Raw genomic sequence first — 23,346 nt, 5'->3', positions numbered from 1 at the left:
GCGACCTTACCCACTGGGAGGGCGAACGGAAGTGGTTCGGCCCCTGTGTCGGGCCCCAGTTGCCAACACCACCCGGTCACTCGGCGTACGGCTCCTCGGTGGTCTGCGGCGGGAGGTCGTCCGGCCGTGGACCGGTGTAGTCCACCCCGTAGGCGCCGGGGGCCGGCCGCCGCTTCTTGGTCGGCGGCCGCTCGCCCGGCGCCATCCGGCGCGCGGTCACCAGGAACGCGGTGTGGCCGATCATCGAGTGCCCCGGCCGGACCGCGAGTCCCTCCACGTGCCAGTCCCGGACCAGCGACTCCCACGCCTGGGGCTCGGTGAACCCGCCGTGCGCCCGCAGGGTCTCCACGAACCGGGAGAGCTGCGTGGTGGTCGCGACGTAGCCGACGAGGATCCCGCCGGGGACCAGGGCGTCGGCGACCGCGTCGACGCACTCCCAGGGGGCCAGCATGTCGAGGATCACCCGGTCGGCCCGCTCACCGGACGCCGGGAGGGCCTCGGCCAGGTCTCCCGCCCGCAGGTCCCAGGCCGGGTGGTCACCGTCGAAGAACTGGGTGACGTTGCGCCGGGCCACGTCGGCGAACTCCTCCCGGCGCTCCCAGGACAGCACCCGACCGTGCGGCCCGACCGCTCGCAGCAGCGAGCAGGTCAGCGCACCCGAGCCGACGCCGGCCTCGACCACCCGGGCCCCCGGGAAGATGTCGGCCAGGGCCACGATCTGGGCGGAGTCCTTCGGGTAGACCACCGCGGCCCCTCTGGGCATCGAGACCACGAACTCGGCCAGGAGGGGCCGGAAGACGAGGTACTGGCCCCCCGCCGAGGACGGGATCGTGAACCCCTCCTCGCGACCGATGAGGTCGTCGTGCTCGAGGTGGCCGCGGTTGCTGAAGAAGCGCTTGCCGGCCTCCAGGCAGAAGTTGTGCCGGCGGCCCTTGCTGTCGGTGAGCCGGACCCACTCGCCCTCGCGCAGCGGTCCACGGTGCACCCCGGACCAGGCCTCGGGCGGGACGTCGGGGTAGGTCTCCTCAGGCATGGCGCGCACTCTAGGGGGTCCGGCGGGCCCTTCGGCAGCCGGCGGCCCGGCTCAGCGGTGCCGTTGGCTGAAGGCCCGGTCCACGTCGGCGGTGGTCAGCACGCCGTACACCTCGCCGCCCTTCTCGACGAGCAGGTACTCGTGGGCCGGCACCCGGGTGATCGCGCGGATCAGGTCCTCGCCGACGATGTCGACGGGCAGGCTGAGCCCGTCCTCGATCGTGCGGGCGATCGAGGAGACCGCCATCCACGGACGCCGGTCCTCCGGCGTGGCGAGCAGCGCGCCCTCGTTGACGATGCCGACCGGGGTCCCCGAGCCGGACACGGTGACGATCCCGCCGGCGCCGGCCTCCTGCGCGCGGCGTACCGCCTCGGCCACCGGCAGGTCGCCCGGGACGGCGAGGGTGCGGCGGGCCAGGTCACGGGCCACCAGCGACGGCAGCTCGCGGCGCATGCGGGCGCCCTGCATGGCGGCGGTCGCCCCGGTCCAGAGGAACAGCGCGATCACGAACACCAGCAGGTAGTCGACCAGCTGCGGGCGGGTGCCGAACAGACGCTCCCCCAGGAGCGGCCAGGCGAGCACCGCGACGGCGGTCAGCCGACCGCCCCAGCCCGCGGCGATCGTGCCGCGGTGCATGTTGCCGCTGAGGCTCCACACCCCCGCCTTGAGCACCCGCCCCCCGTCCAGCGGCAGGCCCGGCACCAGGTTGAGCACCCCGACCAGGAGGTTGGCCGCGGCCAGGCCGCCGACCGCGAGGCCGATGAGGCCCCCGGGCAGGACCTGCCACGCCAACCACGACACGACGCCCACCGCGATCGAGGTCAGCGGGCCGACCACCGCGATCCAGAACTCCTCACGGGGTCGCCGGGACTCGCCCTCGATAGCGGTCATGCCGCCCAGGAAGTGCAGGGTGATCGAGGAGACCGGGTGCCCGAAGCGCTGCGCCATGACCGCGTGCGAGGCCTCGTGCAGCAGCACCGAGAGGTAGAGCAGCACCGCGAACGCGAAGCCGGCCAGGTAGCGCCAGGGGCCCAGGCCGGGCTGGCTCCGCTCGACGATGGGGGCCAGCACGATGGCCAGCAGCGCGGCGATCAGGAACCAGGACGGCGTGATGAGCACGTCGACGCCGGCCACCTTGCCGATCCGGAGCGTGCCGGGCGGCCGCGGCCGCCGGTCGGCGGTCGCGGTGGGGCTCCCGGGAGCGTTCTCGGACACCCTTCGAGACTATCCGATCGGGCCCCGTTCCCCGGTCCCCGCGCGCTGTCGGTGAGGTGTCCTAGGGTGCAGGCCATGACCGCTCAGCCGCAGGGCAGATCACCCGCCGAGTCCCGCTCCACGCCGGTCGACGGCGAGCGGGTGCTGGGCGCGCTGTCCCCGAGCCGGGCCGGCGACTTCATGACCTGCCCACTCCTCTACCGGTTCCGCAGCATCGACCGCCTGCCCGAGGAGCCGTCGGCGGCCGCCGTCCGCGGCACGGTGGTGCACAAGGTCCTCGAGGAGCTCTTCGACCTCCCGGCGCCGGAGCGCACCCCGGACCGGGCCCGGGACCTGCTGGCTCCGGCGTGGGAGACGCTGCTGGAGGTCGAGCCCGGGCTGGCGGAGATGTTCACCGGCGAGGAGGGGCCCGAGCTGGCCGGGTGGCTCACCGAGTGTCGCGAGGTGCTGGACCGCTACTTCGACCTGGAGGACCCGCGCCTCCTCGAGCCGGCCGAGCGGGAGCTCTACGTCGAGACCCTGCTCGACTCCGGCCTGCTGCTGCGGGGCTTCGTGGACCGGCTCGACATCGCGCCCAACGGGATGATCCGGGTCGTCGACTACAAGACCGGGCGCGCTCCTGGCCCGATGTTCGAGGCCCAGGCGCTGTTCCAGATGAAGTTCTACGCCCTCGTCGTCTGGCGCACCCGCGGCGTGGTCCCGTCGATGCTGCAGCTGGTCTACCTCGGCAACGCCGAGGTGCTGCGCTACCAGCCCGACGAGGCGGACCTGCTCGCCACCGAGCGGAAGGTCGAGGCCCTCTGGCAGGCGATCCGACGGGCCGAGACGACCGGGGACTGGCGGCCCCGGCCGAGCCGACTGTGCGACTGGTGCAGCCACCAGTCGCTCTGCCCGGAGTTCGGGGGGACGCCTCCCCCGCTGCCGATCTTCCAGCTGCCGGTGCCCACCGCCGAGCCCGAGGAGCCGGCCGGCTCCTGACTCAGGAGTGGCCCTCGAGCTGGACGACCGTGTCCGGCGTCAGCTCGTGCGGCCGGATCTGGCCGGAGTTGATCTCCTCGACCCAGTGGCAGGCCACGGTGTGGCCGGGCCGCACCTCGACCAGCTCCGGGCGCTCGTCGTCGCAGCGGGTCTCCTGGCGGAACGGGCAGCGGCTGTGGAAGCGGCACCCGGACGGCGGGTTCGCGGGCGAGGGCAGGTCGCCCTGGAGGATGATCCGCTCCCGCGTCTCCTCCACCCGGGGGTCGGGGACCGGGACGGCCGACATCAGCGCCTTGGTGTAGGGGTGCATCGGCGTGGAGTAGAGGTCGTCGGAGGCGGCCTGCTCGACGATCCCACCGAGGTACATCACCGCGACGTCGTCGGCGACGTGCCGCACCACCGCCAGGTCGTGCGCGATCACCAGGTAGGTCAGGCCCAGCTCCTGCTGGAGGTCCTCCAGCAGGTTCAGCACCTGGGCCTGGATCGACACGTCCAGGGCGGAGACCGGCTCGTCGGCGATGACGAACCGCGGCTCGAGCGCGATCGCCCGGGCGATCCCGATCCGCTGCCGCTGACCACCCGAGAACTCGTGGGGGTACTTCTGGGCGGCCGCCGACGGCAGCCCGACCAGCTCCAGCAGCTCGCGCACCCGGGAGGAGTCGTAGGCGATCCCGTGCGCCCGCAGCGGCTCGGTGAGGATCGTCTCGACGCTCTGCCGGGGGTTCAGGCTGGCCAGCGGGTCCTGGAAGACCATCTGCATGTTCTGCCGCATGGACCGCAGCGCCTCGCGCTCGAGGGTGGCGACGTCGGTGCCGTCGAAGACCACGCTGCCCTCGGTGACGGGGGCCAGCCGGAGCATCGCCCGGCCGAGCGTGGACTTGCCACAGCCGGACTCGCCGACCAGGCCCAGCGTCCGGCCGGCCTCGATGTCGAGGTCGACCCCGTCGACCGCCCGGACGGTGCCGGTCTGTCGGGCGAGGATCAGGCCCTTGCGGATCGGGAAGTGGACCTTCAGGCCACGCACCTGCACGAGCGGTTCGGTCATCGGGCGGCTCCTGTGAGGTCGGCGTCCGCGAGCGGGTTGAAGCAGCGCAGGTCCCGGTCGCCGGTGGCCTCCAGCGCGGGGGCGCGCTCGGTGCACGCCTCCACCCGGTTGCCGCAGCGGGGGGCGAAGGCGCAGGCGGAGGTCCACGGCAGGGTCTGCGTCGGCGAGCCCGGGATCGGGGTCAGGGGCGCTCCGCGCGGGGAGTCCAGGCGCGGGATGCTGGCCAGCAGCCCGCCCGTGTAGGGGTGTCGGGGGTTGGCGAAGAGCCGGTTCCGGTTCGTCGACTCCACGATCCTGCCCGAGTACATGACGTTCACGTCGTCGCACAGCCCCGCCACGACCCCGAGGTCGTGGGTGATCATGAGCAGGGCCGCGTCGGTGTCGGCGACCAGGTCCTTGAGCACCTCCAGCACCTGGGCCTGGATGGTCACGTCGAGGGCGGTGGTCGGCTCGTCGGCGATGAGCAGCTTCGGCTCGCAGGCCAGCGCGATCGCGATCAGCACCCGCTGCCGCATCCCTCCCGACAGCTGGTGCGGGTACTCCCTGAGCCTGCGCGCGGGGTCCGGGATGCCGACCCGGCCGAGCAGCTCGACGGCCCGCTCCCGGGCCTCCGCCTTGGACACCTGCAGGTGCCGCAGCAGGACCTCGGTGAGCTGGACGCCGACCGTGATGACGGGGTTCAGCGAGGTCATCGGGTCCTGGAAGACCATGGCGATCTCGCTGCCGCGCAGCCCGGCCATCTCCTTCGGGCTCTTCGTGAGCAGGTCCTCCCCGCGGTAGAGCACCTCGCCGCCCACCTCGACCCCGCGATCGGGGAGCAGCCCCATCACGGCCAGCGACGTCACCGACTTGCCGCTGCCGGACTCCCCCACCAGGGCGACGTGCTGCCCGGGCCAGATGTCCAGGGAGACCTCGTCGACGGCTGCCACCTGGCGCTGCCCCTTCAACCCGAACCGGACGCTGAGGTCCCGGACCGAGAGGAGTGGCTGGTCGTGTGCGCCCGTCATGGCGGTCACCTCCGGCTTCGTGGGTCGAGGGCCTCGCGCAGTGCCTCACCGAACAGCGTGAAGCCCAGCGCCGTGATCGCGATCGCGCCACCCGGGAGCAGCGCCAGCTGGGGCGCCGCCTCGAACCGGTCCTGGGCGGCGACCAGCATCCGGCCCCACTCGGCGACGGCCGGGTCCGGCTGGCCGAGGCCGAGGAACGACAGGGCGGCGACCTCGATGATCGCCACCGCGAGGTTGAGCGTCGCCTGGACGACGGTGGGGCCGAGCGAGTTCGGCAGCACGTGTCCCATGACGATCCGGCGCTTGCGCAGACCCAGGGCCTCGGCGGCGAGGACGTAGTCCGATCGTCCCTGGGAGAGCATCGAGCCACGCAGCAGCCGCGCGAAGATCGGCACCTGGGCGACGCCGATGGCGATCATCACCGCATAGGGGTTCTGCCCCAGGACGGCGGCGATGCTGACCGCGAGCAGCAGGCTCGGCACCGAGAGCATGATGTCGACGAGCCGCATCACCGCGTTGTCGACCCAGCCGCCGATCCGTCCGCCCACGGAGGCCGCACCGCCGGCCAGTGTGCCCAGGGCGGTGCCGGCGGTCAGGCCGATCGCGGTCGCCACCACGCCGTAGACGAGCGACTGCCGGGCGCCGTACACGAGCTGGGTGAAGAGGTCGGAGCCGAACCGGTCCAGCCCGAGCAGGTGCTCGGGACTGGGGCCCGGGACGCTGGTGGGCGTGACCTGGCCGGACCAGCGCGCCGACCCCGGCTCGTACGGCGTCAGCAGCGGCGCCAGCAGCGCCACCAGGATGAACGCGGCGACGATCACCGCGCCGACGATGGCCGTCGGGTTGCGGCGCAGCCGCCGCCAGGCCGCGCGCCAGAGGCTGACGCCCGGGGCGTCGTCCGCGGTGGTGAGCAGCGGATCGGTGCCGGCGCCCGAGGGGGGCAGAGGGATCGTCATGACACACGCACCCGGGGGTCGATGACGCCGTAGGCCATGTCCACGACGAGGTTGATCAGGGCGTAGATGATCGCGATGAACAGGATGTAGCCCTGCAGGACGGGGTAGTCACGCTGGCCGATGGCCTCGAACAGGAACTTGCCGATCCCGTTCCACGCGAACACCGTCTCGGTGAGCACCGCCCCCGAAAGCAGCAGCCCGGCCTGGAGCCCGATCGTGGTCACGACCGGCAGCAGCGCGTTGCGCAGGACGTGCCTGCGGGAGACCACGTGCCCTGCGAGGCCCTTGCTCTCGGCGGTGCGGACGTAGTCCTCGTTGAGGACCTCCGCGACCGCGGCCCGGGTGATCCGGACGATGATCGCCAGCGGGATGGTCGCGAGCGCCACCGACGGCAGCACCAGGTGCACCAGCGCGTCCCACGCCGCGTCGTACTCGCGGGTCAGGAGGCCGTCCAGGACGTAGAAGTTGGTGATGTGGGTGGCATCGATCCGGGGGTCCTGCCGGAGGCTGGTCGGCAACAGGTCCAGCCAGTTGGCGAAGACCAGCTTGAGCAGGATCGCGAGGAAGAAGACCGGCGTGACCACGCCGAGCAGCGATCCGGACACGATGAACGTGTCGAGGAAGCGGCCCTGGTGACGGGCCGCGTAGTAGCCCATGGGCACGCCGATGACGACCGCCAGCAGGAGCGCGGTGACACCGAGCTCGACGGTGCCGGGGAACTTCTCCACGAAGCTGTCCAGCACCGGCTGGCCGGTCTTGATCGACCGGCCGAAGTCGCCGCCGAGCAGGGCCTGCACGTACTTCAGGTACTGCTGGACGATCGGCTCGTTGAAGCCGTAGACCTCGTTGACGCGGGCGATGCCCTCCGGGGTCGCCCGCTGCCCGAGCAGTGCCCGTGCCGGGTCACCGGGCAGCGCCCGGACCCAGGCGAAGAGCAGGATGGACAACCCGACGAGAACCGGCACCATGAGGGCCAGCCGCCGGAGGGCGAAGCGCAGCATCGAACGAGGCTCCTGACTGCTTGCTCAGTGGAACAGGGGTGGGTGCACCGGCCCCGGACGGGGCCGGTGCACCCGGGACACCGGGTCAGCCGACGCTGACCGTGTTCCACACCTCGTCGTTCACCGGGCTCTGCTGGTAGCCCTCGACGTCGGGGCCGAACGCCAGCGACGGCGCCGGGTGCGCGAGCGGCACGCCGGGCAGGAACTCCATCACGTCGGCGTTGATCTCCTCGTAGAGCGGCGTCTGCTCCTCGAGGGTCGGGACCCCACGGGCGGCCTGCAGCTTCTTGAAGAGCTCGGGGTTGTCGAACCCGAACTCGTCGGTCTGCGTGCCGAAGAAGACGCCGACGAAGTTGTCGGAGTCGTTGTAGTCGCCGGTCCAGCCCAGCAGGTGCATCCCGTGGTCGGGGCTACCGGTGATCTTGTCCAGGTAGTCCGGGGACCAGACGTCGGCGACGGGCTTGATCTTCAGGCCCACCTCCTTGAGCTGCGACCGAAGCACGTTGAACGTGTCGGCCGGGGACGGCATGTAGGGCCGGCTCACGTCGGTCGGGTAGTTGAACTCGATCGTGGCGCCGTCGGCTCCGGCGTCCTTCAGCATCTGCCGTGCCTTCTCCGGGTCGTACTCGTACTGCGTGACGTCCGGGTTCCAGCCGACGACGCTCTGCGGCATGAACTGGGTGGCCAGCTCGGTGCCCTCCGGTAGCGAGGCACTGGCGACGGCCTCCTTGTCGATCGCGTGCGCGATCGCCTTGCGGACCTCGATGTCGTCGAGCGGCTTCTGCTTCTGGTTCAGGCCCAGGTAGAGCACCGTGAACGGGTCACGGGGCATGACCTGCATCCCGGCCTCCTCGAGCGGCGCGATGTCGGCGGGACCGATCAGGTCGGCGCCGTCCACCTCGTCGTTCTGGACCGCCGTGGCGCGGGCCTTGGGGTCGGCGATCGCGACGACCGCGACCGTGTCCACCTTGGCCGGCTCGCCCCAGTAGTCGTCGAAGCGGGTCAGCGTGACCCGGTTGCCGCGGTCCCAGGAGTCGAACTGGAAGGGACCGGTGCCGGTCGGGTGCGCGGTGGAGTACTCCGTGGTGTTCACGTTCGCCGCGGCGTCGTCCTGGTACTCCTCGAGGGCCGAGGGGCTCTGCATCGACAGCGCCGGCAGGGACAGGGCGGCGATGAAGCCGGCGAAGGGCTCGGTGAGGTTGATCGTCACCTCGGACTCGCCGTTGGCCTCGCAGGACTCGAAGATGCCGTCGCCGGCCTTGGGGCCCTCAGCGAAGCCGCGGAACAGCTTGCTGTAGTAGTAGGCGAAGTCGTCGCTCTGGACACCCTCGGGGAAGTTGTACCAACGGTCGAAGTTCGCGCAGACCGCGTCGGCGTTGAAGTCGGTGCCGTCGTGGAACTTCACGCCCTCGCGCAGCTGGAAGGTGTAGCTCAGACCGTCCTCGGTGTTCTCCCAGGACTCGGCCAGCAGGGGCGCCGGGTCCGGCGTGCCCGGCTCGGTGCCGACGAGGCCCTCGAACATCTGGCGGGCCACCCGGAAGGTCTCACCGTCCGAGGCGAAGGCCGGGTCGAGCAGCTCGGGCTCGGCGGCGCCGGCGAAGACGAAGGTGCCGCCGCCCTCGTCGCCGCCCTCGCCGCCGTCCCGGCCGCTCTCGGCGCAACCGGCCAGCAACAACGCACCGGCGGTCATCCCGACCAGGCCCATGCGCGCAGGAACTGATGTGAATCGCACGTCTCACCTCACAGTCTCGTGCCGCGCAGGACTTGCGCGGCAGATCTCGCGGAGAGTAGCGCGATCGCCGGGAGTGGCGCAGCCCACAGATGCGGGGAAACAGGTCGCGAATCGGCAACGATTTCGCAGGCTACCTGTGGTCGAGGAGGTCCGACGCGGAAAGGCCCACGAGCGAGTCCCGGAAGGTCCGCCGCTCCCCCGGCAGCACCGGCACGTGGTTCGGCACCACGATCACCCGGCACCCCGCGGACTCCGCCGACCGGGCCCCGGTGTTCGAGTCCTCGATGGCGACGCACTCGCCGGGGTCGAGACCCAGGAGGCGGGCCGCGGTCAGGTAGGGCTCGGGGTGCGGCTTCCCGAACGTGACCGCGTCTCCGGTCACCACCTCGGCGAACGTGTCCGGCGGCAGGGCCGCCAGGATCGGTGCCACGAACCGACGGTAGGACATCGTCACCAGGGCGCACGGGACGCGGTGGGAGCGGAGGTCGGCGAGCAGCTCCACCGCGCCCGGGCACCACGGCACCCGCCGCTCCACCCGGGCGACGACGCCGTCGAGGAGCTCCTCGACGATCTGCGCCGGCTCCACGTCGATGTCCATGTGCTCGCGGATGTAGCGACCGGAGTCCAGCAGGTCGTTGCCGACCAGTGCCAGCGCGTGCTGGTCGCTCCACCGCCCTCCGTGCCGCTCGGCGAGCTCGTACTCGACCTCGATCCAATACGGCTCGGTGTCGACGAGGGTCCCGTCCATGTCCCACAGGACGGCGTCGGGCCACGTGTTCCGGGCGTTGGGCGGCTGACCTGCAGGTCTACCCGGAAATGCGGTGCTCAGTGTGTCCTCCAAGTGGCGTCAGGCAACGTTCCACCCTAGATCGAAGGTGTGCCGATCACCGCACACCCGGTCGGCGCATCCAGAGTTTGAGTGCCGACCTCACGGGTACTGCCCACCAGCCACATCCACCTCGTAGAGGGAGCCATCGTGTCGGACGACAAGCAGGTAGCCAAGGAACTGGTCGAGACCCTCAAGGACGGTGAGGAGGGCTTCGCCAGCGCAGCTGACAAGCTGAAGAGCGACGACCACCCGGTGTGGGCCTCCGCGTTCCAGCGCCTCTCGGAGCAGCGCGCCGAGTTCCACCGCGAGATCGTCTCCATGGGTCACGACTACGGCGACGACGTCGACGAGAGCGGCTCGGTCGCCGCGACCGTGCACCGCGGCTGGCTCTCACTCAAGGACGCCCTCACCGGCGACTCGGCCGAGGCGCTTCTCAAGACCGCACAGACCGGGGAGGACCACGCCGTGTCCGAGTACGACAAGGCGCTCAAGCAGGACCTCAGTGCCGGCTTCCGCGATGTCGTGAGCCGTCAGCACGCCGCGATCCTCGCCGCACGCGACGAGGTCAAGGCCTTCCAGAGCCAGGCCTGACCAGCCGCGCTCGAGGTCTGTGCCGTCCCTGTCCCACAGGACGGCCGCCAGGTCACTTGGACGCCTTGTCCAGGCTCGCGACCAGGGCGATCCGGCCCTTGCGCACGTCGACGTGCTTGAGCTTGTGGGCGGTCTTCTCCACCCAGGCGCCGACCTTGCTGCTCCTCTCGTCCGGGGCGAGGCCGATCACGAGGGCGAACTGACCCGACAGCATCGGGGCGGCCACGGAGGTGCCGGACCACTGCACGAAGGAGCCTCCGGGAACCGGTCCGACGACCTGGTCCCCCGTCGCGGCCACGTCCACCCAGTCCCCGTGGTTGGAGTAGTCCGCGAGACGCTCGTTGCCGGCGTCGAGGGCGGCCACCGACCAGACCTCGTCCCTGCTCGCCGGATAGTGCTCGGCGTCGTCCCCGCTGTTCCCCGCCGCCGCGACGACCAGAGCCCCGGACCTCTCGGCATGCTTCAGTGACTCGTCCAACACCGCGGACGCGGTGTCGTCGTCGGTGCCGAGGCTGAGGTTGATGACGTCGGCGCCGGCGTCGGCGGCGTCGACGATCGCCTCGGACACCGCGAACACGGAGCCCACTCCGTCGCCGTCGAGCACCCGCATCGGGAGGATCGAGGCTCCGGGGGCCACCAGGGAGACGGTCCCGGCCACGAACGTGCCGTGTCCGACGGCGCCGTCGGGCGAGCCGTCGGCGTCGCTGTCGCAGCCGCACGGCTCGTCGGTCGGGGACGCATCGTCGTCGACGTAGTCCCACCCGTCGACGGAGCGACCGCCCAGCGCCGGGTGACCTGCGTCGAGACCCGTGTCGAGCACGGCGACCAGGACGTCCGCACCCTCGCCGCGGGCGTGGGCCTCGCTCAGTCCCAGGGTCTCGGTCGCGGTCTGGGAGCGCCAGTCCTGCACGTCGACATGGAGCGGACCCTCGGGGGTCCAGGAGTGGAACTGGTCGTCCGCGAGCTCGATCGCGCTGTCGGCCTCGGCCCAGGCGAGGCACTCGTCCTTGCCCACCCGCTTGGCCAGGCCGGCGGCGGCCTTGGCTCCGGTCGCCGGGTCGGGGTCGGTCGCGTGGGCGCGATGGACCCTCCGGGACGCCAGCAGCGTCTCGTCCAGCACCAGGTCGTGCCGTGCGAGGACCTGGTCGAGCGCACAGGAGCCCGCGTCCTCACCGGAGACCCGGAAGACGACCGCGGCCGAGGCGGCGCCCGCCACCTCACCGGTCGACCCGTCGGCCGCCGAGGGCGGTAGGTGGACGACGAACGTCGCGCAGGAGACGACGCCGACGACGACGGGACCCAGGTGCGGGCGAACGATCATGGCAGGACCTCCAGGGTGCGGACGGGCGGCGCCGAGACGTAGCTGAAGGCGGCCCAGTGGTAGGGATGGGGGTGATGGCTCGCGACCAGCCGTTGCGCCGCGGCCAGGGCCGACGGCGTGGGCTCGCCGTCGGCGATGTGCCGGTACATCTCGACCATCAGCTCGAGGGTGGTCGCGTCGTCGACCAGCCACTGGCTGACCACGACTCCGGCGGCGCCCGCGGCGAGGAACGACCAGGCGAGGCCGACCGGTTCCGCGGCACCGGCCCCCGGCCGGCCCGACTCGCAGGCACTCAGCGTCACCAGGGCACCGCGCAGGTCGGCCTCCAGGACGTCGACCCCCGTGACCCAGTGATCCCCCATCCGGATGGCGGAGAACAGCGGGTTGTCGGGGCGGAACATCCCCTGGCAGGCCACGTGGACGATGGCCTGCTCTCCGAGGCCCCGCAGAACGCCCAAGGAGGTGCCGCGTCCGATGTGAACGGCGGCGTTCGGGAACAGCTCCCCGATCGCCCTCGCCTCGTCGGCGATGAGCGGGCTGCGCACGTCGGGCACCGCCAGCACGCGCACGTCGCGAGCCGGGACGGGGGCCGGACCGGCGACCGCGGCGCGGGGGGTGGTCGGCGCGACGGAGAGGATCCAGCCGTCGACCAGATGTGCGGTGCCGTCGAACAGCGCGTGGAACGGAACCCGGTGCAGCGGGCCGTGCGGCACGACGACCAGCTCCGCGGTCGCCAGGTCGGCCAGGTGCGTGCGCAGAGGAGCCCAGACGAGGTCGTGCAGATCCCCCAGCACCGCCCGGCAGGTGAGCAGCAGAGCGTCGTGGTGGTGGTCCACGAACCCGGACCCGAGCTGGAAGCGGGCCCACTGGCTCTCCAGGTCGTCGATCAGGTGCCGCACTCTGGGAAGCACCCCGACGAGTCGCTCGGTCACCACACCGGACCCGCGACTCACGAAGGCGATCACGTCCTGGCCGTGGCAGTGGTAGGAGATGCTCGGCGGGCCTTCGTCGGGCGCCGGGTCGTCGTGGTGCGCACGGCGAGGCCCGGGGACCCGGAAGCTCGACGCGGCGCGCACCCGCAGGGAGCTGACCTCGGTCTCCAGTCGCTCGGCGCGCGCCAGGTGGTCCGCGAGCCCGTCCTCGCCGGCGCTGTCACCCAGCACGGCGTACGTCGACCGCAGGTCGGCCATCGACCGGCCGAGCCGGTCGTCCCCGTCGCGCTCCACGGCTCCGTCGCCGCCCCGCGACCCGATCGTCCCGGTGATCAGGTCGAGCAGGGTCCGGGCCTTGGCGTCGTCGCTGTAGCGCAGTGCCCTCGCCGGATCACCGTCCGTCCCGCGGCGGACCAGGGCGTCGACGAGGTCGTCGAACGCGGCCATGTGGCTGGTCCGGAACGCGAGCCGCAGGATCGGGTCCGGCAGCCCGCTGCCGGATCGCTGGACGTCCGCCACGGCGTCACCCAGCAGCCGGACGGTCTCGTGGTGTGCTCCACGCTCGGCCGACAGCCGAGCCCGGCGCACGGCGAGGCCGTGCCGGAGGGCCGGCACGCCGACCGTGGCGACGATCTCGTCCGCGCGGTCCAGCGCCCGGGATCGCTCGCCCGCGTCCTCGGACAGGTCGACGTGCTTGAGCAGTGCCCACCCCAGCGGGATCAGCCAGCCGCCCGCCTCGAGCGCCCCCAGTGCCCGGGACAGCGCTTCGTGCCGCGCGTCGTCGTCCCCGAGTCGATCGGCCAGCTCGGCCCGCAGCAGATCCGCGCTGGCCCGGAACTGCCGATCGCCGACCCGGTCGAAGATGTCGATGGCGGCGTCGAGCTCCACGCCTGCCTCGACCAGGAGGCCGGCGCTGAGCTGTGCGGCGGCCTTGGTCAGCCGGGCGAACCCCTCGTCGTGTCCCATCGAGAGCTCCTGCGCCTCGGCGATCGCGCGGTCCGCCTCGGCGGCCGACTCGTCGAACAGTCCCGCCGACAGGTAGGTGCGCGCCCGCTGGACGTGCACGCGCAGCAGCTCGGCGGTCGCGCCCAGGTCCTCCAGCTCCGATCCGGCCTCGTCCAGCAGCGCGAGGGCGTCCACCAGCTCGCCCAGGTGCTGGTGAGCGTCGGCCAGGTGGGCCGCGCACTTCGCGGTCCAGAGGTGGTCGCCGGCTCGCGCGAACTCCGCGCGCGCGGAGCACAGCCGAGCGCGCGCCTCGCGCGCCTGCCCGAGGGCCAAGAGCTCGATCCCCTGGTTGGCCCGCTGCTGGGCGACCTGCACCGGCTGGTGGAGCCCGGCGTAGGCCGTCTCCGCGCGGGCATAGAGCCCCAGCGACGTCTCGTGATCGCCGAGGAAGCTGTGCGCCACGCCCAGGTTGCACATCACCGCCGCCTCGACGGCGGCGGCGGCGACCCGGTCGCCACCCGCCTGCGGCAACGTCCTCAGCACCCGGTTCCCGACCTCGACCGCCCCCCGGTGGTCTCCCAGGTCGTCCAGCACCTGCATCCGGCCGAGGTCGGTCCGCAGCGCGAGGACCTCGTCGCCGACCGACCGGTAGCGCTCCCGCGCGGACGCGATGAGGCCGAGCGCCCCCTCCAGGTCGCCGGCCTCGGCGACGACGCGGGCCAGGAGGTACTCCGCCCGCGCTGCCGAGCGGGGCAGGCCGAGCTCCTCGGCGGCCCTGACGCAGAGCTCGGCCAGCGTTCGCGCCCGGGCGGGGGCGGTGTGGATCCGGGCCTCGACCTCGTCCTCGAGCCAGAGGAGGCCCTCCCGGTCGACGGTGCCCGCTGCGCGGAGCAGTCCCAGGCGCGCGCCGAGGTCCGGCGCCCCGAGAAGGTCCTCGACCAGGAGGTCGAGCTGCTGCGTCATGGACGTCCGACGTCCAACGCGACATCGAGCACGATGTCGCCGTTCGTCGCGGTCAGCCTCTCGAGGGGGACGGGCTGGTGAGTGAACCTGAACCGCCCCAGGTCGTCGCCGTCGACGCTCCGGCTGGTGCGACCCCCCGCGTGGACGGTGGCCTCGAAGACGGGCGGTCCGGGGCCGCCGCGCCCGAACACCTGGCCCGCCAGGTCGAGGTCGCCCGTCGGCCGGACGGTGACGTCGAGGAGCAGGTCGGCGTCGGGGCAGGTGTAGGCGAGGTGGATCACGTCACCCGCCCGGTGCATCGGACCGCCTCGGACGCCGACGAGCTCGCGCTCGGAGCGGCTGTCGAAGAGCAGCGTGGGCCGGATGCGGCGTGGCGCGGGTGCCTCACCCCCGCGACGGTGCTGGTCGAACGCCTCCCGCAGGGACTGACCCACGATCGGGGGTACGTCGTGGAGCCAGTGCGTGCGCGTGAACTCGAGGAACTCCCGCAGCCACCCCACCGTCTCCCGCAGGTCGGGGCCCCCGTTCCTGACCCGCTCGGCGACGGCTGCGGAGGCGTCGTCGGGAAGCCGTCCCTCGAGCCAGTCCAGCAGGGTGGCGCAGGCGATCTCGTCGTCCCTCACCGTGCGTCCTCCCCGAGCAGGCCGCGCAGTCGCTGGAGGCATCGGCCGCGCATCGGACCGATCGAGCCGACGGATCGGTCGAAGCGTCTGGCCAACGTGGCGTACGAGGGCTCCTCGGGATCGAGGTAGAGGCCGTGCAACAGCTCGTTGCAGGGCGACCCCAGCGCGACCAGGGCGTCGTAGAGATCGGCCTCGCGCTCCCATCCCTGCACGCCGTCGGCGGCCGTCCCCTCGCGGAAGCCGTCGGTGCCGTTCGGGATCTCGCGCGCCGCCCGGGCCCGCAGGCGCCAGGCCTTCCGGCGGGCGACGGTCATCAGCCAGGACGACAGCCGATGGTCGTCCTTCATGGACCCCATCGACTCGAGCAGCGCCAGGAAGGTGCTCTGCGTGACGTCTGCGGCGTCCGGGCGTGGCAGGCCGTTGCGCAGGGCGACGGAGAACACGAGCCGTTCGTACCGCCGGACCAGGTCCCCCCAGGCGGCGGCATCACCTTCTCTGCAGGCCTGCAGCAGCTCCGCGTCGCTGCGCGCGGAGACGTGCGTGGTGGTGCCGCTCAGCGTCGACGCACGCTGATCGATGTCAGTGTCCATCCCCGATACTCCCCGTCCCGTTCCAGTATGGAGGACCCGCCGAGAGACTGTCCATCGCCGTCCAAGACGGCGGAGATCGTCGGGTCGGCGTATCAAACGGCGACCCCCGCGCCACTAGAGGGGTGGCTGCCGATTCCGGCAGCGGACACCGAGATCGGCGGGGGAATGCGTGGCGACGAGTTGACGGACCGCCCGCGCCGTCGCCTCCCGTCCCTGCCGGCGCGTGGGGCCGACGTGGCCGTCTGGAGCCCGGCCGCGCTCACGCCGCGCCAGCAGGAGGCGTGGCGGGCCCTGGCTGATCGCGCGGCCTGCCCCAACGCGTTCCTCCGCCCCGAGTTCGTGGTGCCGGCTGCGACGCACCTGCCCGTGCCGTCCACGAACGGCGCGGTGCAGCTCCTGACGGTGTCGCAGGAAGGCCGCCTGCTGTCCCTGCTCCCCTTCGTCCGGGGTCGCTGGCGACGGGTCCCGCTCCCGGCGATGGGCGCCTGGGTGCACGATCAGCAAGGTCTGGCGACGCCACTCCTCGCGCGCGGTGCCGACCTCCCCGTTGCCGCATCCCTCCTCGTGGAGGCCGTGTCACGCGTCGCCCCGCGCGCCCGCCTGCTCGGCCTCGACGAGCAGACGACCGGCCTGCCGGTCGATCTCGCGCTCGACGGAGCGCTCAGCGACGCCGGGTGGAGGTCCACGGTCTGGCACTCCTATCGACGGGCACTGCTGACCCGCGACGGCGACCGCGTCGGCGGCGGGGCGACGCTCCGGGAGCTGGTCGTCGAGTCCTCACGACTGCGCACCAAGCGTCGTCGCCTCGACCGGGAGGCGGGGCCGCTGCGGGTGCTCGACGCGTCCGCTCCCGCGCTCGCGTCCGGTGCCGCCGAGTCGTTCCTCCGGCTCGAGGACGCCGGGTGGAAGGGACGAGCCGGCACCTCGATGCTGCAGCGCCCCGGCGAGGCCGACATGCTGCGCGAGGTGGTCCGCCGGGCGGCGGACGTGGGATCGTTGCGCCTGCTGGTGCTGGCCGGCGCCGACGCGCCGCTGGCCACGCAGATCGACCTGGTGTGCGGAGACACGCACTTCCACTGGAAGACGGCCTACGACGAGCGCTGGCAGCGGATGTCGCCGGGTCGACTGCTCCTGACGCACGTGCTCGAGCGCTTCGCCGCCTCCGATCTCCGCCGTCTGGACGGGTGCACGGTCGAGGGGCACCCGGTGCTCGACCCCCTGCTCCCGAGTCGGCGGGTCGTCACCTCACGAGCCTGGAGCAGGGGGGCCGGGTCCGAGCAGGTGGTCCGGTCGGCGCGCTGGCTGCGGACCCGCCTGCGGGCACCCGCCCCGGTCCCGACGATCGGCGATCGAGGGTGAGCACGATGCGCGTCCTGCTCGTCGGTCACGCCGCCAGCCGCGAGATGCTGGCCGCCGCTCGGTGCCTGGGCCGGGCGGGCCACGAGGTCGCCGTCGCCTCGGGTGCTCGGCGCAGCCTCGCCGGCGGATCACGGCACGTGCACGGCGAGCACCGCGTTCCGCCCCCCGACGTCGACGTCGGCGGGTTCGTCGACGCCGTCGCCGCCGCGGCCGCCGCCACCCGGGCCGAGGTGGCGATCGGATGCGGCGACCCCGAGCTGCTGGCCCTGTCCCACCACCGCGAGCAGATCCCCGCCAGGGTGCCGCTTGCGGCCCACGACCGCGTCGTCCACGCCGTGGACAAGCTCGGCCTCGTCCGTGAGGCCGCTGCGGTCGGGATCGCGGTGCCGGAGACCGTGATCGCGGACGACCGGGCGGTCGCCGCGTGGCGTGGGCCGGCGGTGGTCAAGGCTCGGCTGCACTGGGAGCCGGGGCTCCAGAGCGCCTCCGGCGGTTGGGCCTCGGCCCGCCACGTGCCCGCGGACGTCTCCCCCGCCGCAGCGGTCCGAGCGGTCGTCGACGCCGGGCGGTCGCCCGTCCTGCAGCGCCCGGTCGACGGAGACCTGATCGCGGTGTCCGCCGTCCGGGACAGCTCGGGCGACCTCGTCGCACTCCACCAGCAGCACGCCACGCACACCTGGCCACCGGGTGCGGGCATCAGCACCAGGGCGTTCACCGTGCGACCCGATCCCGAGCTGGCCGAGCAGGTACGACGCCTGCTCGCGCGGCTCGGGTGGATCGGGATGGTGCAGCTGCAGTTCCTCCGCCCGACCCGCGGGCCGGCCCGGCTGATCGACCTCAACGGTCGCCCCTACGGCTCACTGGCGCTGGCCCTGGCGGCCGGCCTCCCGCTGCCCGCGCTGTGGCTGGACGACCATGCCGACGTCCCGGGCGCTCGGCCGTCGGGGGTCCGCCTCGGCGCGGCCGGGGTCGGCTACAGCTGGCTGGGGGGCGACCTGCGACGCGCCCTGGCCGAGCGCCGTGGCGGAGCGCTCCGCGACCTCGCGGGCACCCTGCGCGCCTGGCCCGGTGCGGCCCACCCGGTCGCGGACCCGGCGGACCGGGGTCCGGTCCGCCGGCTGCCGATCCTGGTCGCCGACGAGGCGTGCTCCCGCCTCCGAGGAGGTCGCTAGCGTGGTCGGGGTGCCGAGCCGCCTGCTCGAGGGCGTCGACGAGGTCGCGCTCGACGCTCTGCTGGTGCGGACCGGGGCACCGATCACCGCCCGGCGGGCCTGGTGGGAGGCCTGGGCCACCGCCTTCGAGGTGGAGCCGTGGCTGCTCACGGTGCCCGGTCCGGACGGTGACCTGGCCGGGGACCTGAGAGCGGTCGCCCCGCTCGCCAGGCGGCACCGGCGGCACCGGCACCGGCGGCGGGGCCCCACCGAGGTCGTGCTGATGGGTCACGGCACCTCGGACGCCGCCCGGCTGCCCGCGGTCGACGGGTCCGCGGCACTCGCCCTGGCCGAGCGGATCGTGGCCGGGCTCGAGGCGCTCGACGGGCCGTGGCACCTGAGGCTCGAGCACCTTCCCCCCGGGGACCCGACGGCGTTCCACCTCGCTCGGCTGCTCCCCGGCTGCCGGTGGACCGTTCCGTGGGACCGCGCCTCGCCGTACCTGTCCCTGCAGCCGGGAGCGGGGCCGGAGGAGTACTACTCCCCCTCGGGTCGCAAGAAGCGTCGGCGCGCCCGCCGCACCTTCGAGCGGGCCGGCGGGACGATCCGCCAGGTCCGCGACGCCGACGAGATCGCCGGGCTGCTGCCGGCGCTCGCCGCGCTCCGGCGGGAGCGCGACCACGACCAGGACCGGCGCAGTGACCTGGACGACCCCCGCTACCTGGCGTTCTGGTCGGCCCTGGTGGTCTCGCTCGCGTCGTCGGCGGAGCTCGAGGTGGCGCTCGCCGAGGTGCACGGTGATCTGGTGGCCTACGACATCGGGCTGCTCGACGGCCCGGCGTACCGCATCTGGGACGGCCGCTTCGCCCCGCGCGCGGAGGCGCTCTCCCCGGGGCGGGTGCTGCGCGACGCCGACCTCGATCGGGCGCTCGAGACCGGATGCCTGGAGCTGGACCACCAGCGAGGGATCACCGTGGCCAAGATGCAGCTCGCCAGCGACGTCCGACCGGTCTCGGTGCTCGAGGCCTGGAGCTCGGCCCGGGCGGCGCGGACGACGCTGGCCGCGCGGGCCTCGCTGAGCTGGGCCAAGCGGCACCGGGACGCCGATCCGCGCCTGGATGCGTCGTGGCGACGCCTCAAGCGAGCCACCATGCTGCGATCCCCACCGGCTCCGGGACCCCCGGGCCGGACCGGAGGGCAGCGATGAGCGCCGCGGACGTCGACCTCCTGCTGCGGGGTCCCTGTGTCGTGCTGGGGAGCCTTCCGCCGCAGGGTCGCGACCTCGACCTGCTCGTGCCCGAGGCGTCCCTGGCGCCGCTCCGCTCGACCCTAAGCCGCCACGGCTGGGTCGAGGAGGGCGAGACCTTCGTCAGGTTCGCCGGGGGCACCGCCTTCGCCGTGGACCTGGTGCGGTTCGAGACCTGGCTGCCCGACGTCGTCACCCGGACGGCGCTCCTGCGGGATGCCTCCACCATCCCGGGCTACCGGCACCTGATGGCGCCCTCTCCCCCGCACCGCCTGCTGCTCCTGGCGCATCGCTTCCGCGGAGGCATGGTCGTGGACGAGCGCCGCGGCGCCCGGCTCGCGGCCCTCGACGCCGACACCTGGGCGCGGGCCCGCGACCAGGCCGTGGAGTGGGGTCTGGTCGACGCGCTCGACGGGCTGCGCCGGGCCGGCGCCGACCCCGGACGCCGGCTCCGGGGCGTCCGCCGCCCACGCCCCGCACGGGTGATCTCGCTCTCCGGGCTCGACGGCGCCGGCAAGTCGACCCAGGCCGAGCACCTGCGTCGAGCGCTGGAGGCCCTGGGGTACGACGCGGAGGTGGCCTGGACCAAGCTCGGTCGCGACCCCGTCCTCGATCGGGTCTCCGCACCGGTCAAGGCGGCGGTCGAGGTCGTGGGTCGGGTGCGCCCGAGGCGCGGCGTCCTGCCTGCACCGCGCCCGACCGAGCAGCCCGACGAGTCCGGCGAGCTGCGGATCCATCCCGGCGGTCCCCGGCCCGAGCCGGACAGCGGCCACCTGGCCAGGGAGCGCAGTGCCCTCCTCAGCTGGGGGTGGGGCTGCGTGGTCGCGCTGGCCAATGCACGCACGCACCGTCGGGCCGCCCGGGCCCGCTCCGGCACGGTGCTGATCTGCGACCGCTACGTCCTGGACTCGTCCGCCCACCTGCGCTACCGCTATCCCGCCATCGGGAGGCCCGGGTTCCCGCGATGGCTGGTCAGACGGCTGTCACCGGCCCCACGCGCCGCGTTCCTCCTCGACGTCTCTCCGGCCTCGGCCCGGGCGAGGAAGCCCGAGCAGTACACCACCCGGGACCTCACCCGGTTGCGTGACCTCTACGTCGAGGAGAGCGGCAGGTTGGGGGTCACCGTCGTCGACGGCGAGCGCCCGGAGTCCGAGGTCGCCGCCGCCCTCGCGGAGCAGGCCTGGCGCACCCTGCGACGCCCGGGACGACTCGGCCGGCTCAGGGCCCTGCGGAACCGCTGACGACCTCCAGCATCGCCGTGAGGGTGGCCACCGACAGCGTCTCCGGACCACCGCCGCTGATCCGTCGACCCAGCCGCCGGGCGAAGAACGCGATCACGAGCGGGTCCGCCAGGCGGTCCGAGCCCGTCGCGGCGCACACGCAGTGCCGGTGCCAGGCGCGGGCCAGCGAGAAGATCGGCTCCTCCGGCCAGGCCCGACGGAAGGTCCGGACGACCTCCTCCTGGGACCACCTGCGCAGGGCGACGCCGTGCTCGAGCAGTGCCACGGCGGCCTGGAGCGCGTCGTGGCCGGGCACCCCGCCCGGGTCGGCCGTCTCCCAGTCCACGATCCCGACGAACGACGACCCGTCCACCAGCCAGTTCTGGGCGGACAGGTCGCGGTGCTGCAGGCTCGCGGCGTCCAGTCGCCGCAGGTCCCGGCGTGCGGCGTCCACGGCGGCCATGGCTGTTCCAGCCGCCGACCAGCGGAGATGCTCCGAGGCCAGGCCGAGGTAGTGGTCGAGGTCGTGGCCGCCGCGACGTGCCGTCAGCTCGCCGACGCGGACCAGTCCGGCGCCGAGGCCGTCGTACGCCGTCGCGTAGCAGCTCGACCATCCGGGGCGTCCGGGTGGGACCACCCACAGGGGTCGGCCCGGCAGTCCTTCCTCGACGCTCAGTCCGGCCACGGACGTGAGCCGACGCGGCGCGACGGCCGCGGGGGCGGCCGCTCGCAGCGCGATCTCCTCGGCATCCCCCAGCCCCTCGTGAGGCCCCGGCTTGAGCAGCAGCACCGGGTGACGCGACCCGCCGAACACGAAGACGTAGCGACCGGACGAGCGTTGGATCGCCAGTGCCGACAGCGCCGGCACGGCCGCCGGGATCCGGTCCGACCCGGCGGCGAGCACGTCCCACGATCGCGCCACCTCGTCGAGGAGGCGGTCCAGGTGCGGCACGGGGCGCGCGGGGAGCCGGCGCAGGACCGCGGCCGCGCCCGCCACCGGGAGTCCGCGTCGGCCCGCCCACGCCAGCAGTTGCCCCCCGCGTCGCCTCGCGGGCATGCCGTGGTTGAGCGCGTGGGAGTGCAGGTCGAGCAGGAGCTCCGCGGGGTACGGCGACCCGACGTCCACCCACGCCGGCCGGGGCCGCCGGACGAACGCGTAGCTCCGCGTCACCGCCGCACCTGTCGGGACACGAGCTGCCGGACCACCGAGAGCTGGTCGGGGGCGATGCGTCGCACCACCAGCACCCAGCCGAGCAGGTAGACGCCGGCCCCCAGGCCCAGCTCCACCAGGACCGGCGCCCGGACCAGGGCGAGGGCGGCGGCGAGGCCCAGCGACGCGACCGCGGCCGGCACGAGCGGCGGGAGGAACCGAGGGCGCGGGTCCAGGCCGCGCAGGATGGCGAGGACCACCACGGTCTGCACCGCGTAGGCCGCGGTCGTGGCCGCGGCGGCCCCGCTGGCGCCGTAGGGCGGGATCAGGACCAGGTTCAGGGCGAGGTTGGTCAGCAGTGCCACGCTCGACGCGACCAGCATCGCCCGGGAGCGGAGCAGGGCCATCAGCAGCGCCGTCCCGAACAGGGATCCGGCGAAGAGCAGCGGCGCGGGCGCGAGCCAGGCCAACGCACGTCCCGACTCGACCTCGTAGCCCTCGCCGAAGAGCAGTCCGACCACGGCGTCGCCCTCGAGCACGCTCACCACGGCGAACGGCAGGTACACGAACGCCACCACCGCCAGGGCCCGCTCGTAGGCGGAGCGCTGACGCGGGCCCGAGGAGGTGGCGCTCATCACCGGAAGGACCGCCTGGTGGACGGCGTAGGAGACGAAGAGCACGGTCTCCAGCAGGCGGTAGGCCACCGAGTAGACGGCGACCTCGGCATCGCCCCGCAACCGGGCGAGCAGCACCATGTCGACGCGGAACAGCAGCATCATCACCAGGCCGCTGACGCCGATGAGGAACGTGCCGGAGGCGGCCAGCCGGAGGTCGGCGCGGGTGAGCCCACGCAGGCGCGGACGCACGGCGAGTCGGCGCACTGCGACGTGGTGCGCTCCCCAGCCGACCAGCGTGCCGGCCAGGAACCCGGCCGCCAGCCCCAGCGGTCCGAGCCCCGCCGCCAGTGCCGCCACGATCGCCACGGCGGTGACCAGCCGCTGGACGACCAGAGCGGTGGAGACCCCCGTGGGCGACTGGCGGACGGAGGCCACGGCTCGGGCGGTGTGGCTCCACAGCTCGGGGAAGCCGGCCAGCAGCATGAGCGCCAGCACGAACCAGGACGCCCGGGTCGGCTCGCTGCCCAGGGTCAGCAGCGCGGCGACCCCGAACACGGTCACCGCCAGCGCCGTCTTCCACACCTGCGACCCCAGGTAGACCCGCGGGAGCGCGGCGGCCTCGGCGCTCCCCCGTCGCATCACACCGGCGTCGAAGCCCCACGCCGCGAACGAGCTGAGCAGGTACATCAGCGCGATCGCGAAGGACACGGCACCGAAGTCCTCCTGAGTGAGCACCCGGGCCGCCGCGACCGTCCACGCCAGGGTGGCCACCTTCCCGAGGATCTCTGCGACTCCGCGGACCGAGGCGTTGCGTGCCGCCCGGTGGGTGATCGCGCCCACGG

20 protein-coding genes are annotated in these 23,346 nt (G+C 73.3%); 6 read left to right on the top strand and 14 right to left on the bottom strand.

Annotated features, from left to right (window positions below; all coding sequences use genetic code 11):
• Positions 1–76: 76 nt before the first annotated feature.
• A complete protein-coding gene (locus IE331_RS07775) occupies positions 77–1,033 on the bottom strand; it encodes a tRNA (adenine-N1)-methyltransferase (RefSeq protein ID WP_192142272.1) in 957 nt (318 codons plus the stop codon).
• A gap of 51 nt (positions 1,034–1,084) precedes the next feature.
• Positions 1,085–2,248: a site-2 protease family protein gene (locus tag IE331_RS07770; RefSeq protein ID WP_201931384.1), complete on the bottom strand. Its 1,164-nt coding sequence runs from the start codon at positions 2,246–2,248 to the stop codon at positions 1,085–1,087.
• A 75-nt stretch (positions 2,249–2,323) separates the two neighbouring features.
• Here IE331_RS07770 and IE331_RS07765 point away from each other — a divergent pair, with 75 nt between their 5' ends.
• Entirely contained in the window at positions 2,324–3,226 is a 903-nt protein-coding gene (locus IE331_RS07765; protein WP_192142270.1) for a RecB family exonuclease, read from the top strand.
• Position 3,227: 1 nt separating this feature from the next.
• Here the strand turns inward: IE331_RS07765 and IE331_RS07760 are convergent, their stop codons facing one another.
• From IE331_RS07760 to IE331_RS07735, 6 genes are all read right to left on the bottom strand, one after another.
• Positions 3,228–4,271, bottom strand: coding sequence for an ABC transporter ATP-binding protein (locus IE331_RS07760; RefSeq protein WP_192142268.1), 1,044 nt, complete (start codon positions 4,269–4,271; stop codon positions 3,228–3,230).
• A complete protein-coding gene (locus tag IE331_RS07755) occupies positions 4,268–5,278 on the bottom strand; it encodes an ABC transporter ATP-binding protein (RefSeq protein ID WP_192142266.1) in 1,011 nt (336 codons plus the stop codon). Before IE331_RS07755 ends, IE331_RS07760 begins: the two co-directional genes overlap by 4 nt.
• 5 nt (positions 5,279–5,283) lie before the next feature.
• The gene (locus IE331_RS07750) at positions 5,284–6,234 is read right to left on the bottom strand and encodes an ABC transporter permease (protein ID WP_192142264.1); all 951 of its coding nucleotides are present in this window, start codon (positions 6,232–6,234) and stop codon (positions 5,284–5,286) included.
• Positions 6,231–7,235, bottom strand: coding sequence for an ABC transporter permease (locus tag IE331_RS07745; protein ID WP_192142262.1), 1,005 nt, complete (start codon positions 7,233–7,235; stop codon positions 6,231–6,233). The genes IE331_RS07750 and IE331_RS07745 overlap by 4 nt, the downstream gene beginning before the upstream one ends.
• Positions 7,236–7,320: 85 nt before the next feature.
• Positions 7,321–8,967: an ABC transporter substrate-binding protein gene (locus tag IE331_RS07740; protein WP_201931381.1), complete on the bottom strand. Its 1,647-nt coding sequence runs from the start codon at positions 8,965–8,967 to the stop codon at positions 7,321–7,323.
• Positions 8,968–9,097: 130 nt separating this feature from the next.
• Positions 9,098–9,796 (bottom strand): HAD family hydrolase, encoded by a 699-nt coding sequence (locus tag IE331_RS07735; protein WP_225579816.1) that lies wholly within the window; start codon positions 9,794–9,796, stop codon positions 9,098–9,100.
• Between the two features lie 147 nt (positions 9,797–9,943).
• Between IE331_RS07735 and IE331_RS07730 the strand changes: the two genes are divergently transcribed.
• A complete protein-coding gene (locus IE331_RS07730) occupies positions 9,944–10,387 on the top strand; it encodes a ferritin-like domain-containing protein (protein ID WP_192142258.1) in 444 nt (147 codons plus the stop codon).
• Between the two features lie 52 nt (positions 10,388–10,439).
• On the opposite strand, the gene IE331_RS07725 is transcribed toward IE331_RS07730, so the two are convergent.
• Genes IE331_RS07725 through IE331_RS07710 form a run of 4 tightly spaced genes read right to left on the bottom strand, consistent with a single transcriptional unit; the run spans position 10,440 to position 15,761 of the window.
• Positions 10,440–11,708 (bottom strand): S8 family peptidase, encoded by a 1,269-nt coding sequence (locus tag IE331_RS07725; protein WP_192142256.1) that lies wholly within the window; start codon positions 11,706–11,708, stop codon positions 10,440–10,442.
• On the bottom strand, positions 11,705–14,548 hold the full coding sequence (locus IE331_RS07720; protein WP_192142254.1) for a CHAT domain-containing protein: 2,844 nt from the start codon (positions 14,546–14,548) through the stop codon (positions 11,705–11,707). The genes IE331_RS07725 and IE331_RS07720 overlap by 4 nt, the downstream gene beginning before the upstream one ends.
• Positions 14,545–15,171 (bottom strand): hypothetical protein, encoded by a 627-nt coding sequence (locus tag IE331_RS07715; protein ID WP_192142252.1) that lies wholly within the window; start codon positions 15,169–15,171, stop codon positions 14,545–14,547. The genes IE331_RS07720 and IE331_RS07715 overlap by 4 nt, the downstream gene beginning before the upstream one ends.
• Positions 15,168–15,761, bottom strand: coding sequence for an RNA polymerase sigma factor (locus IE331_RS07710; RefSeq protein WP_192142250.1), 594 nt, complete (start codon positions 15,759–15,761; stop codon positions 15,168–15,170). Before IE331_RS07710 ends, IE331_RS07715 begins: the two co-directional genes overlap by 4 nt.
• Positions 15,762–15,995: 234 nt before the next feature.
• Here IE331_RS07710 and IE331_RS07705 point away from each other — a divergent pair, with 234 nt between their 5' ends.
• The 4 genes from IE331_RS07705 to IE331_RS07690 are packed head-to-tail and all read left to right on the top strand — an operon-like array spanning position 15,996 to position 20,758.
• A complete protein-coding gene (locus IE331_RS07705) occupies positions 15,996–17,120 on the top strand; it encodes a GNAT family N-acetyltransferase (protein ID WP_192142248.1) in 1,125 nt (374 codons plus the stop codon).
• 5 nt (positions 17,121–17,125) lie between these two features.
• The gene (locus tag IE331_RS07700) at positions 17,126–18,292 is read left to right on the top strand and encodes a hypothetical protein (RefSeq protein WP_192142246.1); all 1,167 of its coding nucleotides are present in this window, start codon (positions 17,126–17,128) and stop codon (positions 18,290–18,292) included.
• A 10-nt stretch (positions 18,293–18,302) separates the two neighbouring features.
• Positions 18,303–19,478: a GNAT family N-acetyltransferase gene (locus tag IE331_RS07695; protein WP_192142244.1), complete on the top strand. Its 1,176-nt coding sequence runs from the start codon at positions 18,303–18,305 to the stop codon at positions 19,476–19,478.
• A complete protein-coding gene (locus IE331_RS07690) occupies positions 19,475–20,758 on the top strand; it encodes a hypothetical protein (protein ID WP_192142241.1) in 1,284 nt (427 codons plus the stop codon). The genes IE331_RS07695 and IE331_RS07690 overlap by 4 nt, the downstream gene beginning before the upstream one ends.
• On the opposite strand, the gene IE331_RS07685 is transcribed toward IE331_RS07690, so the two are convergent.
• Together IE331_RS07685 and IE331_RS07680 are read right to left on the bottom strand one after the other, a co-directional pair.
• Positions 20,736–21,908: an aminoglycoside phosphotransferase family protein gene (locus tag IE331_RS07685; protein WP_192142239.1), complete on the bottom strand. Its 1,173-nt coding sequence runs from the start codon at positions 21,906–21,908 to the stop codon at positions 20,736–20,738. The genes IE331_RS07690 and IE331_RS07685 overlap by 23 nt on opposite strands.
• On the bottom strand, positions 21,905–23,344 hold the full coding sequence (locus IE331_RS07680; RefSeq protein ID WP_192142237.1) for an oligosaccharide flippase family protein: 1,440 nt from the start codon (positions 23,342–23,344) through the stop codon (positions 21,905–21,907). The genes IE331_RS07685 and IE331_RS07680 overlap by 4 nt, the downstream gene beginning before the upstream one ends.
• Positions 23,345–23,346 lie beyond the last annotated feature (2 nt).

Source organism: Nocardioides donggukensis, assembly GCF_014842875.1.
GTDB classification, from domain to species: domain Bacteria; phylum Actinomycetota; class Actinomycetes; order Propionibacteriales; family Nocardioidaceae; genus Nocardioides; species Nocardioides donggukensis.
The sequence above is the reverse complement of the archived record's forward strand: the minus strand, read 5'-3'. Positions and strand labels throughout refer to the sequence as shown.